A 14240-nucleotide genomic window follows, 5' to 3' on the forward strand; every position below is an offset into this window, starting at 1 on the left:
TCGAGCCGATTGATCGAGCCGAACGCGCCAGCAATAGACCGTTAACCCTAACGGCCGGTTAACACCGCTCCCGGGCCGTGCGGCTCATGTCGGCGTCTGCTGCGGCGCCATACCGCCGAGGCCGAGCACCCTCACCTGTTCGCTCGGATGCCTTGGCAATTGCCGCCTCAATATTCGATGGCAAGCCGCCTGCGGATTTCGTCGACGCGCTTGTCGAGCGCATCGAACCGCGCATGGACGGAGCGGTCGTGGAGATAGAAGACGTAACCGCCGGCAAGGAGCGCAAAGAGCCAGTGGTGGTGCTCGGCATAGCCGAAGATCGCCTCGATCGCCTCGCCGATGAATGCGACCACGCTCCACACGAATTCCATTGCATGTCCTCCCGGCGCGCTTCGTTGTCGGCCGCATGATGTCCAACTCCGGCGACCGTTGCCGGAACCTTATCATGACCCCCTTGCCGCGAGTAGCGGCTCGCTGAACGGTGACAGCAAAGCCGATTGCAGCGGCGGCGAAACTCTGCGAAGTCTCATCCATTCGCATCACCCGTTTGATCTGACGATCCGGACCCGCCAATGCCTTCTGTCTTCGAGACGTCTCCCGCCGCCATCCCGATCAGCTTCGTCACCAAATCGAGCTGGGACCAGGTCGTCGAGACGCTGCCGGCGCCGCAACGCGCGTTCGCCACGGCATGCGCCTTTGCCGCCAAGCCGGGCGCCTATCTGGCGCTGCCTGCGCCCGACGGCGCAATCGCGCAGGTGCTGTTCGGCCTCGAGGAAGAGAGTGCAAGATCGCGCGACCTGTTCCGGCCCGGCGCCCTGCCCGGCCTGCTGCCGCCGGGCATCTATCGCTTTGCCAATGCGCCACACGATGTCCGGCTGGCGGCGCTCGCTTTTGCAATGGGGCGCTACCGCTTCGCGCGCTACCGCAAGGCTGACAGACCCGACGTACGACTGGTGCCGCCTGAAGGCGTCGATGCGGCCGAGGTCGAGCGGATCGCTGATGCCGCCATGCTCGCGCGCGACCTCATCAATACGCCCTCCAACGACATGGGACCGGAAGAGCTCGCCGCCGCTGCGCAAGCGCTCGCCGCCGAATTCGGAGCAAGCTTCGCCTGCACCATCGGCGCTGAGCTGGAGAAGAACTTCCCGCTGATCCACGCCGTCGGCATGGCCTCCAACCGCGCGCCGCGGCTGATCGACATCGGCTGGGGCAATCCTGATCATCCCAAGGTGACGCTGGTCGGCAAAGGCGTCTGCTTCGACACCGGCGGGCTCGACCTCAAGCCCTCGAGCGGCATGCTGATCATGAAGAAGGACATGGGCGGTGCCGCCAACGTACTGGCGCTGGCGCGCATGGTGATGGATGCGAAGCTGAAGGTGCGGCTGCGCGTGCTGATTCCGGCGGTGGAGAACGCGGTCGCCGGCAACGCCTTCCGCCCGCTCGACATCTTTACCTCGCGCAAGGGCATCACGGTGGAAATCGGCAATACCGATGCGGAAGGCCGGCTGGTACTCGCCGACGCGCTGGCACTGGCCGATGAGGAGAAGCCCGATCTGCTGATCGATCTGGGCACGCTGACCGGCGCCGCGCGCGTCGCGCTGGGACCGGATCTGCCGCCCTTTTACACCGATGACGAGACCCTTGCCGCCGATGTCGCGCGCTGCGCGGTGCAGGAGAACGATCCGTTGTGGCGCATGCCGCTGTGGCCGCCTTACGATTCCTGGCTGGACTCCAAGACCGCTACCATCACCAACGCACCGTCAGGCGGCTTTGCCGGCTCGATCATTTGCGCGCTGTTCCTGCAACGCTTCGTCGAGCAGGCGAAGAGCTGGCTGCATGTCGACATCTACGGCTGGACGCCGTCGGCGAAGCCGGCGCGTACCGAGGGCGGCGAGTGCCAGGCCGCGCGTGCCATCTACGCACTTCTGAGCGAGCGCTATGCATGATCCGCGAATAACCCCGGCGCGGAGCGACCTCGCCGCGAAATATCTCGAAGGCAAGGTCGAGGCGGATCGCTTCGTCGCCGGCGAGGAATTCGAGGTGGTTGATCCGGTCGCGCCTGTGCGCGAGCAGCCGTCCTCGAACGCCATGCTGATGACGGAGGCACTGCGCGGCGAACGCGTCACCGTCTACGACCGCAACGGCGAAGGCTGGGCCTGGGGCCAGCTCAATGGCGACGGTTATGTCGGCTGGCTGCCGGATGCGGCACTCGTAAAGCCGTCGGTCGCCCCGACGCACAAGGTCAGCGCGCTACGGACGTTTGCCTTCCCCGGCCCCTCGATCAAGCTGCCGCCGGCCGAGACGCTGGTGATGGGATCCAGGCTCGCGGTGGCGCGCGAGGACGGCAGCTTCGCCGTGACGCGCGACGGACAATACCTGCCGAAGGCGCATCTCGCCCCGCTCGGTCATCGCGAGCCGGACTTCGTCGCAGTCGCCGAGCGCTTCGTCGGCACGCCCTATCTCTGGGGCGGCAAGAGCAGTCTTGGCATCGATTGTTCCGGCCTCGTCCAGGTCTCGCTGACGGCGGCGGGGATCGGCTGTCCGCGCGACAGCGACATGCAACAGGCCGGTCTCGGCCGCGCACTGGAGCCGCATGAGCGAGGCGGCCTGCTGCGCGGCGATCTGATCTTCTGGAAGGGCCACGTCGCCATCGTTCGCGATCGGACCACCATGGTTCACGCCAACGCGCATCACATGGCGACCGCGATCGAACCGATCGATCCGGCCATCGCGCGGATCAGGCAGGCCGGCAGCGAGGTCGTTGCAATCAAGCGGTTATGACGGGCCTTACGTTCCCACCGCCCCGTTGCCCGCCGTCTCGAGCCGGAACGCCGCGGCGAACAGCGCGCGCGTGTAGTCGGTCTTCGGATTCTTGAACAGCTCGGCGGCCTGTCCCTCTTCGACGACCTTGCCACCGCGCATCACGATCAGGTGGCTCGCAAGCGAGGCGACGACGCGCAGATCGTGGGAGATGAACATGTAGGTGAGCTCGCGCTTGCGCTGAAGCTCGCGCAACAGATCGACCATCTGCGCCTGGAACAGCATGTCGAGCGCGCTGGTCGGCTCGTCCAGCACAACGAAATCCGGCTCCAGCACCACCGCCCGCGCGATGCTGATGCGTTGACGCTGGCCGCCGGAAAACTCATGCGGATAGCGGTAGCGCGTGTCCGGCTTCATCCCGACGTCCTCGAGCGCCTTGACGACGCGCACCTCACGCTCCTCGCGCGACAGTTTCGGCTGATGCACGGTGAGGCCCTCGGCGATGATGTCGGCGACCGACATGCGCGGTGAGAGCGAGCCGAACGGATCCTGGAACACGATCTGCATGTCGCGCCGGAACGGCCGCATCTCCTTGAAACGCAGCCCCTGGATGTCTTTTCCCAGGAACACGATGCGCCCGTTCGAGGAGATCAGCCGCATCAGAGCGAGCCCCAGCGTGGTCTTGCCCGAGCCGGATTCGCCGACCACGCCGAGCGTCTCGCCCTTGCGCACCGCGATGCTGACGCCGTCGACCGCCTTGATGTGGCCGACAGTCTTGCGCATCAGGCCACGCTTGATCGGAAACCAGACCTTCAGGTCATCCGCCGACATCACCACCGGCGCATCCGGCTGCGGCGGCGCCGGATCGGGCTTCGGCTCCGCCGCGAGCAGGTCGCGCGTATAGGGATGTTTCGGGCCCTTGAAGACCTGCTCGACCGGGCCCTGCTCGACAATCACGCCGCCCTTCATGACGCAGACGGTGTCGGCGATGCGGCGCACGATGCCGAGGTCGTGGGTGATGAAGAGCAGGCTCATGCCGAGCCGCGAGCGGATCTCGGCGAGCAGCGCCAGGATCTGCGCCTGCACGGTGACATCGAGCGCCGTGGTCGGCTCGTCCGCGATCAACAGATCCGGCTCGTTGGCGAGCGCCATCGCGATCATCACGCGCTGGCGCTGGCCGCCGGAGAGCTGGTGCGGGTAGCTCTTCAGCCGCGTTTCCGGCTCGGGAATGCCGACCTGCGTCAAGAGCTCCAGCGTCCGCTTGCGCGCCTCCGCATTGCTGGTCGGATTGTGCAGCTGGATGATCTCGCCGATCTGCGCCTCGATCGTGTGCAGCGGATTGAGCGAGGTCATCGGCTCCTGGAAGATGATGGAGATATCGCTGCCGCGAATCTCCCGCATCTCTTGCTCGGAGCGGTTGATTAGCTCCTGCCCCTTGAAGTGGATGCTTCCCGAGGGGTGCGAGGCGTTCGGATAGGGCAGCAGTTTCAGGATCGAGAGCGCGCTGACAGACTTGCCGGAGCCGGATTCACCGACCAGCGCCAGGCATTCGCCGCGCTTGATCTGGAACGAGACCTTGTCGACCGCGAGCGTGGTGGCGCCGCCCTGGTGGAAGGCCACCGAAAGGTCGCGAACGGCGAGCAGGGGCTGGTTGATCGCGTCCATTGGTTTACCTGAACGTCCTGCGCGGATCGAAGGCGTCGCGCACCGCTTCGCCGACGAAGATCAGGAGCGACAGCATGATTGCGACCGAGAAGAAGCCGGAGAAACCGAGCCAGGGCGCCTGCACATTGGACTTGGCCTGGGACAGCAATTCGCCCAACGAAGGTGATCCCGGCGGCAGGCCGAAGCCTAGGAAATCGAGCGCCGTCAATGTCATCACCGAGCTCGACACGATGAAGGGCAGGAACGTCATGGTCGCGACCATCGCGTTCGGTAGCAAATGGCGAAACATGATGACGGGATTGGAGACGCCGAGGGCGCGCGCCGCCTGGATATATTCGAAATTGCGGCCGCGCAGGAACTCGGCCCGCACCAGACCGACCAGAGAGACCCAGGAGAACAGCAGGAGGATGCCGAGCAGCACGAAGAAGCCGGGCACGAGCACCGAGGACAGGATCAGGAGAAGATAGAGCGAGGGTATCGCCGTCCAGATCTCGATGAAACGCTGAAAGATGAGATCGACCCGGCCGCCGAAATAGCCCTGCACCGCCCCCGCCGCGATGCCGATGACGGACGAGACGATCGTGAGACAAAGGCCAAACAGAACCGAGATGCGGAAGCCATAGATCAGCCGCGCGACCACGTCGCGCCCCTGATCGTCCGTCCCGAGCCAGTTATATTCGAGGTCGCGGCAGCTCTTCAGCCCCTTCTTCTCCACCACCGGCTTGCATTGCGCTTCGGTGAGCATCCAGGTCGGCGGCGACGGCGCCGGCGTCGGCAGGTCGAGATTGTGGGTGTCGTAGGAATAGCGGATCAGCGGCCAGAGGATGCTGCCACCCTTGTCCTTGATCAGCTTCTGCAAATAGGGGTCGCGGTAGTCCGCCGCGGTTTCGAAGTCGCCGCCGAAGGTGGTTTCCGAATAGGTGACGAAGGCGGGCCAATAGAGACGGCCGTCGAACTTGATCAGGAAAGGCCGATCATTGGCGATCAGCTCGGCGAACAGCGAGAGCACGAACAGGGCGATGAACAGCCAGAACGACCAATAACCGCGGCGGTTCGCCTTGAAGTTCTGCCATCGCCGCCTGTTGAGCGGCGAAGGCGCGAAAGGCTTGCGCGTGATCGGAACGACCTCGCCCAGCGGGGATTGTGTCGTGGTCTCGATCGGTGTCGGCGCGGTAATCGTCATCAGACCTCCCGCGCCTCGAAATCGATCCGGGGGTCGATCCACATATAGGTCAGGTCGGAGACCAGATTGATCACGAGGCCGACCAGCGAAAAGATGTAGAGCGTGCCGAACACCACGGGATAGTCGCGATTGAGCACGCTCTCGAAGCTGAGCAGCCCCAGCCCATCCAGCGAGAAGATGGTCTCGATCAGAAGTGAGCCCGAGAAGAACGCATGAATGAAGGTGCTGGGAAAGCCTGCGATCACGATCAGCATCGCATTGCGGAAGACGTGCCCATAAAGCACCCGGTTCTCGCTACAGCCCTTCGCGCGCGCGGTCATCACGTACTGCTTGCGGATCTCGTCCAGAAACGAGTTCTTGGTCAGGAACGTCATGGTGGTGAACGCACCGAGCCCCATGGCGATCAGCGGCAGCGTCAGATGCCAGAAGTAATCGATGATCTTCCAGTACCAGGGGAACTGCGACCAGCCGTCCGAGGTCAGTCCGCGCAACGGGAACCAGTTGAAGAAGGAGCCGCCGGCAAACAGGATGATGAGGAGAATTGCGAACAGGAAGCCGGGAATCGCATAGCCGAGCACGAGCACGGTCGACGTCCAGGTGTCGAAGCGTGTGCCGTCCTTCACTGCCTTGCGGATGCCGAGCGGGATCGAGATCAGATAGGTCAGGAGCGTCAGCCACAGGCCGAGCGAGATCGAGACCGGCAGCTTCTCCTTGATCAGCTGCAGGACGCTGACGTCGCGGAAATAGCTCTTGCCGAAATCGAACCGGGCAAAATTCCAGACCATCAGCGCAAAGCGCTCCGGTGCCGGCTTGTCGAAGCCGAACTGCTTTTCCAGCTTCTTGATGAAGTCGGGATCAAGGCCCTGCGCGCCGCGATATTTCGAGTTGATGGCATCGCCGCCGGCTCCCAACTGCCCCGGCGCACGCTGCGCAAAATCGCTGCCGCCGGATATGCGCGAGGTTCCACCGGTGTCGGCCCCCGAGAGCTGCGCGATCACGCGCTCGACCGGGCCGCCCGGCGCGAATTGCACGACGACGAAGGAGACGAACAGGATTCCGAGCAGGGTCGGAATCATCAGGAGGATGCGGCGGGCGATATAGGCGCTCATGATTATTTCGCCTGCTCGAGCTTGGCGGCCTTGGCGGGGTCATGCCACCAGATGTCGGGCGCGCCGACGCCATTGGCATAACGCGGCAATTTCTGCGGATGACCGAACTGATCCCAATAAGCCAGCCGGTGCGTCTTGTTATACCATTGCGGCACCCAATAACGGCCGGCGCGGAACAGGCGATCGAAGGCCCGGCAGGCGACGGTCAACTCCTCGCGACTGTCGGCCGCCATGATCTTCTCGATCATGGCGTCGATGGCCGGGCTGGCAACACCCGCGAGATTGTACGAGCCCTTGGTTGCCGCAACCTGCGAGGAGAAGAACGCGCGCATGGCGTCGCCTGGTGTCGCCGACATGCTGAAGCGCTGGATCGTCATGTCGAAGTCGAAATCTTCCTGGCGCGCTTTGTATTGCACGGCGTCGACGAGCCGGATGTTGGCCTCGATGCCCAGCGTCCCCAAATTCTTGATATAGGGCGCGTGGTGCGGCTGGAACGAGGGCTCGTCCAGCAGGAATTCGATGCGGAAGACCTCACCGTTCGGCAGGACGCGCTTGCCGTCCTTGATCGGCACACCCGCGTCGGTCAGCAATTGCTGCGCCTTGCGCAGCAGGCTGCGATCCTGTCCGGAGCCGTCCGTGACCGGCGGGGAGAAAGGCGCGGCGAACACCTCGTCGGGGACTTGGCCCCGGAACGGCTCGAGCAGCTTCAATTCTTCCGGGGTTGGCGGGCCATCCTTGGCCATGAGGTCGGAATTCTGAAACGGCGACACCGTGCGGGCATAGGCGCCGTACATGATGGTCTTGTTGGTCCATTCGAAGTCAAACGCATTGATCAGGGCCTCGCGCACCCGCGGGTCCCTGAATTTTTCACGTCGCGTGTTGATGAACCAGCCCTGCGCGCCCGACGGCGTCTCGTCGGGCACGACTTCCATCTTGACGCGGCCCTCCTTGACGGCGGCGAAATCATAGCGCGTCGCCCAGATGCGGGACGTGAACTCCTCGCGGTAGAGATAGTTCTTGCCGGTGAACCCCTCGAAAGCGACGTCGCGATCACGATAGAACTCATACCGCACGACGTCGAAATTATAAGTGCCGCGGCAGGGCGGAAGATCCACAGCCCACCAGTCCTTCACCCGCTCATACTCGATGTAGCGATTGACCTCGAACTTGCCGACCTTGTACGGCCCCGAGCCCAGCGGGATCTCCAGAGACGTCTCATCGAACGGGCGGGACGCGTAGTAAGCCTTCGAGAAGATCGGCAGGCTCGCGGCATAGAGCGGCACGTCGCGCGCGCGCCCCTTGGCAAAGGTGACGACGAGCGTTGCATCGTCGATCGCTTCCGCGCCGACCATGTCGCGCAGCTGCACCAGGATCAGGGGATGGCCCTTGGTTTTCAGAGCCATCAGCGAGAACGCCGCATCATGCGCGGTGAGCTTCGTGCCGTCGTGGAATTTCGCCTCCGGCCGCATGGTGAAGCGATAGACCAGTCTATCCGGCGATACCTGAACGGATTTGGCCGCGAGCCCGTACATCGCATCAGGCTCGTCGCTGGCGCGCACCATCAGCGGCGCGAAGGTCATGTCCATGCCTTGCGCGCCGTCGCCCTTCAGGATGAAGGCGTTGAGCGAATTGAAGGTCTGGTAGGATTGGTTATAGGCGCGTACCGACGGAATGAGCGAGAACGTGCCGCCTTTCGGCGCATCGACGTTGACGTAGTCGAAATGGTGGAAGTCGGCGGGATATTTGAGATCGCCGAACGCCGAGATGCCGTGCGCCTCGCTTCCTCCTTCCGATGCATGAGCCCCACGCAACAGCTGCGCATTCAGCGACGCACCGACGGCGCCGCCGACAGCCAGGGACAGCACGTGGCGGCGTGACATCTGCGTCATGCGGAAAATGTCCTTCACGACTTCTTTGCGATCCGCGCCGCCTTGTCTGCGTCGTACCACCAGATGAACGGGAAGCCGGACTGACCGTATTTGGGCAACTCCGCCGGGCGGCCGAAACGATCCCAGCGCGCGGTGCGCACCTTCGTATAGGTCCATTGCGGCACGACGTAGTGATTCCACAGCAGCACGCGGTCGAGCGCCTTGGTTGCGGCGACGAGATCGTCGCGGTCCCTGGCGTAGATCACCCGTTCGATCAGCTTGTCGATCGCAGGATTTTTGATGCCGCCAATGTTGCGCGAGCCGGCGATGTCGGCCGTCTTGGACGACCAGAACTCACGCTGCTCGTTGCCCGGCGACTGCGACTCGCCCCAGGAGTTGGTGACGATGTCGAAATCCCATTCGCGCGTCCTGTTCTCGTATTGGGTCGGATCAACCGTCCGCACGCTGACGGCAATGCCGAGCCGCTCCAGGGACGGCTTGTAGAACAGCGTGATCCGCTCGAAGCTCGGATCCGAGTTCAGCAGTTCCAGGGAGAACTGGACGCCGGTCTTGACGTCGGTCAGCTTGCGGTCGCGCACCTCGTAGCCGGCCTCCTTGAACAGGCGCAGCGCCTCGCGCAGATTGTCGCGCACGGCTTCGGGACTGCCGCCGACCGGGTTGCTGTAGGCGGTGGTGAAGACTTCGGGCGGGACTTGGGCGCGGACGGTTTCGAGGATTTCGAGCTCCTTGCCTTGCGGCAAGCCGGTCGCCATCAGATCTTCGATGCCGTCGAAATAGCTGCTGATGCGCTTGTACTGGCCGTAGAAGATCTGCTTGTTCATCTCCTCGAAGTCGAACGCATAATTGAGCGCACGCCGCACGCGGGGATCGCTGAACTTGCCGCGGCGCAGGTTCGGCACGAAGGCCTGCATCACGCCCGAGCTGCGATTGGCGAATTCCTCGAGGATCACGCGCTTTTCGCTCACGGCGGGGAAGTCGTAGGCCGTCGCCCAGCTCTTCGCGCTGTTCTCGGTACGCCAATCGACCTGGTCGGCCTTGAAAGCCTCGATCGCGACGGTGGCGTCGCGGAAATATTCGTAGCGCAGCTCGTCGAAATTGTTGCGGCCGACATTGGCCGCGAGGTCGCGACCCCAATAATCCTTGACGCGCTCCAGCGCGATCGACCGTCCGGCGACGAAGTCCTTGACCTTGTAGGGACCGGAACCAAGCGGCACCTCAAGCGTGGTGGCGGACACATCGCGCTTGCGACCTTGCGCGTCGGTCCCTTCCCACCAATGCTTCGGCAGGACGGTGAGCTGCCCGACGATCTGCGGCAACTCGCGATTACCCGGCGCGTCGAACACGAACTTCACCTCGCGCTCGCCGACCTTCTCGGCCTTCACCACATGGCTGTAATAGGCCGAGTACATCGGGTGGTGCTTCTTGAAGGAATCGAGCGAGAAGATCACGTCGTCGGCGGTCACCGGCTTGCCGTCGTGCCATTTGGCCTGCGGGCGCAGGCGGTAGGTGACGAAGGAAAAATCATCGGGATGGCTCACGGCCTCGGCCAGCGCGCCATATTCGGTCGAGACCTCGTCGAGCGAGGGCGTCGTGAGGGATTCGTAGATGAATGCGACGGCACCGGCGACCTGCCCCTTCACACCCGACACGACGATGTTGAAATTGTCGAAAGTGCCGACCGCGATCTGCCGCGCGACGCCACCCTTGGGCGCTTCCGGATTGACGTAGTCGAAGCGCTTGAAGTCGGCGGGGTACTTGACCTTTCCGAACAGCGACAACCCGTGGCGCCAGGGAAGCTCATTCGCCGCTTGCGCATCGGCGCTACCGACGACGGAGAGGCCCGCCACGGAACCGAGGGCGGGAAGCGCTGCAACCGCAGTGCCGGTGAGCAGGAGATCGCGTCGGGTAATGGCCAAATCAATAGTCCTGTCTTGAAGGAGGCTACTCCTTTAAGGTCCCAATATAGGCGAGGTTTCGACCGAATATGTTGCTTTTTCCTCATCTTGGAAGGCCGTGCGGCCTGTCGGATGCGGCCAAACGCCCCGATAAACTCACCGCGAGGCCCGGATATGGAAACGGCCAGGCTTCTCAGCCTGGCCGCATATTCCAAGATCGATACCGAGGCGCCTTATTTCGCCGCGGTCGGTAGCGGCTTCGGGCTGTCGGAGAGGCTGTTCAGGTACGCGATGACGTCGGCGCGTTCGGAGTCCTTCTGGATACCCGCGAAGCCCATCGCGGTGCCGGGAATGAAGCCCTTCGGATTGGCAATGAACTTGTTGAGATCGTCGATCGTCCAGGTGCCGCCCTTGGCCTTCATCGCCGCCGAGAAGTTGAAGCCGTTGCGGCCTTCGCCCCGGTGGTCGCCGACGACGCCATAGAGGTTCGGACCGACGCGATTCGGGCCGCCCTTCTCGAAGGTGTGGCAGGCGGCGCACTTCTTGGCGGCGGCAGCGCCCTTCTCGACAGACGCGGTCTGGAGCAGCTTTTCGATCGGCTCGGCGGGCGCGGCGGCAGCGGCGCCTTCCTTGCCGTGACCGGCATCTTCCTTCACGGCGATCTCGAAACCCGGCTTTTCCGGCATCTTGGGCGAGAACAACGCATTGGCGGTGAAGCTCGTCACCAGCAGAAGGAGACAGGTGCCGAGCACGGCACCGAGAATCTTGTTGAGTTCGAAAGAGTCCATTTCCGGCCAGGCCCCACACCGCAAGAAGGATCGAGCGGCCGGGCGGCCGCCAGGACGAGCCTCGGGAGAATCAATCGTTCCTTACTGTTTCCCCGAGTTTTGCCATTGAGATATCGGTTTGCCCGGGGTCTGGCAACCCGTATAAGCGACCCCGCTTTCGACCCGTCCCCACCCATTTCCCGGCGCGGAAAACGCCCCGTTTCCAGGCTCCTGACCCCGGATCTCCAGACCCAATGATCGATCCTCGCATCCTGGTGCTGATCCCGGCCCGCATGGCCGCCACCCGCCTGCCCGGCAAGCCGCTCGCCGATATCGCGGGGCTGCCGATGATCGTGCACGTGCTGCGCCGCGCCGAGGCCGCCGGCATCGGCCGGGTCGCGGTCGCGACCGATACGCCGGAGATCGCTTCTGTCGTGACGGCCCATGGCGGCGAGGCCGTGATGACCAGCCCGGCACACCCCTCCGGCTCCGACCGCATCCACGAGGCCATGCAGAAGCTCGATCCGGACGGCAAGGCCGAGATCGTGGTCAATCTGCAGGGCGATTTTCCGACCATCACGATCGACAACATCCGCCAGGTGCTGCCGCCGCTGCAAGACCCGGCCGTGGACATCGCGACGCTGGCCTCGCAGATCCACACCGAGGAGGAAGACCTCGCCCCGAGCGTCGTGAAGGCGATCGGAACCTCGCTCGGCGGCAAGCGCATGCGCGCACTTTATTTCACCCGTGCGACCGCGCCGACCGGCGACGGACCGCGTTACCACCATATCGGTCTGTACGCCTATCGCCGCGCGGCGCTGGAGCGTTACGTTTCCCTGCCGCCCTCGCCGCTGGAATTGCAGGAGAAGCTCGAACAGCTCCGAGCGCTCGAGGCGGGAATGCGCATCGACTTCACCATCGTCGACACCGTGCCCCGCGGGGTCGACACGCCGGCGGACCTGGAAACCGCCCGCAGCATCCTTTCCAAATCCTGAGCCGCTGTTACAAGGCCGACCCAGGAGCACTTTTAAGACATGAGCAAGATGAAGATCGCATTCCAGGGCGAGCCCGGAGCCAATTCCCACATCGCCATCGTCGAGGCCTATCCCGACGCCGAGCCGTTGCCCTGCGCCACCTTCGAGGACGCGCTGTCGGCGATCTCCTCGGGCGAGGCCGATCTCGGCATGATTCCGATCGAGAACTCGGTCGCAGGCCGCGTTGCCGACATTCATCATCTGCTGCCGGCCTCCGGCCTCTTCATCATCGGTGAATGGTTTCTCCCCGTTCGGCATCAATTGATGGCGGTGAAGGGCACCAAGCTCGAAGACATCAAGAGCGTCGAGAGCCATGTCCATGCGCTCGGCCAATGCCGCCGCATCATCCGCAAGCTCGGCATCAAGCCGATCGTGCATGCCGATACCGCCGGCAGCGCCCGCGACATCTCGGAGCGCAAGGACAAGACGGTGGCCGCGATCGCGTCCCGCCTCGCCGCCAAGATCTACGGCCTCGACATCCTCGCCGAGGACATCGAGGACGAGGCCCACAACACCACCCGCTTCGTGGTGCTGGCGCGCGAGCCGAAATGGGCGGCGCAAGGCTCCGGCCCGCTGGTCACGACCTTCGTGTTCCGGGTGCGCAATTTGCCGGCCGCGCTCTACAAGGCGCTCGGCGGCTTTGCCACCAACGGCGTCAACATGACCAAGCTCGAGAGCTACATGGTCGACGGCAATTTCTTCGCCACGCAGTTTTACGCCGACGTCGACGGCCACCCTGACGACAAGGGCCTGGCCTTCGCGATCGAGGAGCTGAAATTCTTCTCGCGCGAATTCCGCATCGTCGGCGTCTATCCGGGGCATCCGTTCCGAGCCACTTTCAGCGAGTCGAAGCAGGATTAGTCGCGTGTCCCGGCCGCGCGAAGCGCGAGCGTCCGGGGTACGATAGCGTTTACGCGGCCGCTCGGAGCCCAAACGCCTCCGCCAACAGCGAATAGGACTTCTTCCGCGCCTCGTGATCGTACACGGCGGTGATCACCATCAGTTCGTCCGGCTTGCTCACGTCGATCAGCAGCTGCAGTTTCTTCTGCACCGTCGTGGGGCTGCCGACGAACAGACGCGAGCGGTTGCGGAGGATCGAGGTGCGCTCGGCGTCGGAGTAAGGATAGGCCAGCGCCTCCTCGACGCTCGGCAGCGGCAGATATTGTCCGCGGTCGCGGCGCAGCCGGTTGAGGTCGAACGAAGAGGCAAGCCGTTCGGCCTCCTCGTCGGTATCGGCGGTGATGACGGCGACCGCGAGGATGGCGTGCGGGCTCGCACGCCAGGCCGAAGGCTGGAAGCGGTTGCGATAGTGCACCATCGCATCGACCGCGTCATGGGACGCGAAATGATGGGCGAACGCGAAGCCCATGCCGACTTGCGCGGCCAGTTCCGAGGAATAATCGCTGGAGCCGAGCAGCCAGATCGGCGGCAGGGCGGTGTCGTCGGGCATGGCGACGACGTTGTGGTAGGGGTGGCCTGCGGGGAATTCGCGCGTCTCCCACAGGATCAGTTCGTGCAACCGCTCCAGGAAATCGTCACCCTCGCGGCGGTCGAGCCGGCTGCGCAGCGCGTAGGCCGTGGCACCGTCGGTGCCGGGCGCCCGGCCGAGGCCGAGGTCGATACGGCCGGGAAACAGCGCTTCCAGCATCTTGAAACGTTCGGCCACCACCAGCGGCGCATGATTGGGCAGCATCACCCCGCCGGAGCCGACGCGGATGTGCTTCGTCACCGCCGCGATCTGGCCGATCATGACGTCGGGCGCCGGGCTCGCGACCGAGGCGAGGTTATGGTGCTCCGCGAGCCAGTAGCGGACATAGCCGAGCCCGTCGACATGGCGCGCCAGGTCGATGCTGTTGCGCAAGGCCGCAGCGGGCTTGGTGCCTGTGGTGACGACCGAGAGGTCGAGGACTGAGAGCGGGATCATGGCGCGCTAACCTA

12 protein-coding genes are annotated in these 14240 nt (G+C 64.1%); 4 read left to right on the forward strand and 8 right to left on the reverse strand.

Annotation, left to right across the window (positions count from 1 at the left end; all coding sequences use genetic code 11):
• Positions 1-167 precede the first annotated feature (167 nt).
• On the reverse strand, positions 168-371 hold the full coding sequence (locus CIT39_RS29785; RefSeq protein ID WP_094976718.1) for a hypothetical protein: 204 nt from the start codon (positions 369-371) through the stop codon (positions 168-170).
• Between the two features lie 201 nt (positions 372-572).
• Between CIT39_RS29785 and CIT39_RS29790 the strand changes: the two genes are divergently transcribed.
• Positions 573-1946, forward strand: a complete 1374-nt coding sequence (locus tag CIT39_RS29790) for a leucyl aminopeptidase family protein (protein ID WP_094976717.1) — start codon at positions 573-575, stop codon at positions 1944-1946.
• Positions 1939-2781, forward strand: coding sequence for a C40 family peptidase (locus CIT39_RS29795; protein ID WP_094976716.1), 843 nt, complete (start codon positions 1939-1941; stop codon positions 2779-2781). Before CIT39_RS29790 ends, CIT39_RS29795 begins: the two co-directional genes overlap by 8 nt.
• A gap of 6 nt (positions 2782-2787) precedes the next feature.
• Here the strand turns inward: CIT39_RS29795 and CIT39_RS29800 are convergent, their stop codons facing one another.
• From CIT39_RS29800 to CIT39_RS29825, 6 genes are all read right to left on the reverse strand, one after another.
• Positions 2788-4425: an ABC transporter ATP-binding protein gene (locus CIT39_RS29800; protein ID WP_162308754.1), complete on the reverse strand. Its 1638-nt coding sequence runs from the start codon at positions 4423-4425 to the stop codon at positions 2788-2790.
• 4 nt (positions 4426-4429) lie between these two features.
• The gene (locus tag CIT39_RS29805) at positions 4430-5608 is read right to left on the reverse strand and encodes an ABC transporter permease (RefSeq protein ID WP_094976715.1); all 1179 of its coding nucleotides are present in this window, start codon (positions 5606-5608) and stop codon (positions 4430-4432) included.
• Positions 5608-6717 (reverse strand): microcin C ABC transporter permease YejB, encoded by a 1110-nt coding sequence (locus CIT39_RS29810; protein ID WP_094976714.1) that lies wholly within the window; start codon positions 6715-6717, stop codon positions 5608-5610. Before CIT39_RS29810 ends, CIT39_RS29805 begins: the two co-directional genes overlap by 1 nt.
• A gap of 2 nt (positions 6718-6719) precedes the next feature.
• On the reverse strand, positions 6720-8606 hold the full coding sequence (locus CIT39_RS29815) for an extracellular solute-binding protein (protein ID WP_094977071.1): 1887 nt from the start codon (positions 8604-8606) through the stop codon (positions 6720-6722).
• A gap of 14 nt (positions 8607-8620) precedes the next feature.
• The gene (locus CIT39_RS29820; protein ID WP_094976713.1) at positions 8621-10522 is read right to left on the reverse strand and encodes an extracellular solute-binding protein; all 1902 of its coding nucleotides are present in this window, start codon (positions 10520-10522) and stop codon (positions 8621-8623) included.
• 212 nt (positions 10523-10734) lie between these two features.
• The gene (locus CIT39_RS29825; protein ID WP_094976712.1) at positions 10735-11289 is read right to left on the reverse strand and encodes a c-type cytochrome; all 555 of its coding nucleotides are present in this window, start codon (positions 11287-11289) and stop codon (positions 10735-10737) included.
• 233 nt (positions 11290-11522) lie between these two features.
• On the opposite strand from CIT39_RS29825, the gene CIT39_RS29830 reads away from it, so the two are divergent.
• Together CIT39_RS29830 and CIT39_RS29835 are read left to right on the forward strand one after the other, a co-directional pair.
• The gene (locus CIT39_RS29830; protein WP_094976711.1) at positions 11523-12263 is read left to right on the forward strand and encodes a 3-deoxy-manno-octulosonate cytidylyltransferase; all 741 of its coding nucleotides are present in this window, start codon (positions 11523-11525) and stop codon (positions 12261-12263) included.
• A 39-nt stretch (positions 12264-12302) separates the two neighbouring features.
• Positions 12303-13163 (forward strand): prephenate dehydratase, encoded by an 861-nt coding sequence (locus CIT39_RS29835; RefSeq protein WP_094976710.1) that lies wholly within the window; start codon positions 12303-12305, stop codon positions 13161-13163.
• Positions 13164-13212: 49 nt separating this feature from the next.
• Here the strand turns inward: CIT39_RS29835 and CIT39_RS29840 are convergent, their stop codons facing one another.
• The gene (locus CIT39_RS29840) at positions 13213-14226 is read right to left on the reverse strand and encodes an LLM class flavin-dependent oxidoreductase (RefSeq protein WP_094976709.1); all 1014 of its coding nucleotides are present in this window, start codon (positions 14224-14226) and stop codon (positions 13213-13215) included.
• Between the last annotated feature and the right edge of the window lie 14 nt (positions 14227-14240).

It is taken from the genome of Bradyrhizobium symbiodeficiens (assembly GCF_002266465.3).
In the GTDB taxonomy this organism is placed as follows: Bacteria; Pseudomonadota; Alphaproteobacteria; order Rhizobiales; family Xanthobacteraceae; genus Bradyrhizobium; species Bradyrhizobium symbiodeficiens.

What these genes read in the sequence shown, in the direction of transcription:
- CIT39_RS29815 (WP_094977071.1), bottom strand. Translation starts at nt 8,606, where the DNA reads ATGACGCAGATGTCACGCCGCCACGTGCTGTCCCTGGCTGTCGGCGGC.
- CIT39_RS29835 (WP_094976710.1), top strand. Translation starts at nt 12,303, where the DNA reads ATGAGCAAGATGAAGATCGCATTCCAGGGCGAGCCCGGAGCCAATTCC.
- CIT39_RS29830 (WP_094976711.1), top strand. Translation starts at nt 11,523, where the DNA reads ATGATCGATCCTCGCATCCTGGTGCTGATCCCGGCCCGCATGGCCGCC.
- CIT39_RS29790 (WP_094976717.1), top strand. Translation starts at nt 573, where the DNA reads ATGCCTTCTGTCTTCGAGACGTCTCCCGCCGCCATCCCGATCAGCTTC.
- CIT39_RS29825 (WP_094976712.1), bottom strand. Translation starts at nt 11,289, where the DNA reads ATGGACTCTTTCGAACTCAACAAGATTCTCGGTGCCGTGCTCGGCACC.
- CIT39_RS29785 (WP_094976718.1), bottom strand. Translation starts at nt 371, where the DNA reads ATGGAATTCGTGTGGAGCGTGGTCGCATTCATCGGCGAGGCGATCGAG.
- CIT39_RS29795 (WP_094976716.1), top strand. Translation starts at nt 1,939, where the DNA reads ATGCATGATCCGCGAATAACCCCGGCGCGGAGCGACCTCGCCGCGAAA.
- CIT39_RS29810 (WP_094976714.1), bottom strand. Translation starts at nt 6,717, where the DNA reads ATGAGCGCCTATATCGCCCGCCGCATCCTCCTGATGATTCCGACCCTG.
- CIT39_RS29800 (WP_162308754.1), bottom strand. Translation starts at nt 4,425, where the DNA reads ATGGACGCGATCAACCAGCCCCTGCTCGCCGTTCGCGACCTTTCGGTG.
- CIT39_RS29805 (WP_094976715.1), bottom strand. Translation starts at nt 5,608, where the DNA reads ATGACGATTACCGCGCCGACACCGATCGAGACCACGACACAATCCCCG.
- CIT39_RS29840 (WP_094976709.1), bottom strand. Translation starts at nt 14,226, where the DNA reads ATGATCCCGCTCTCAGTCCTCGACCTCTCGGTCGTCACCACAGGCACC.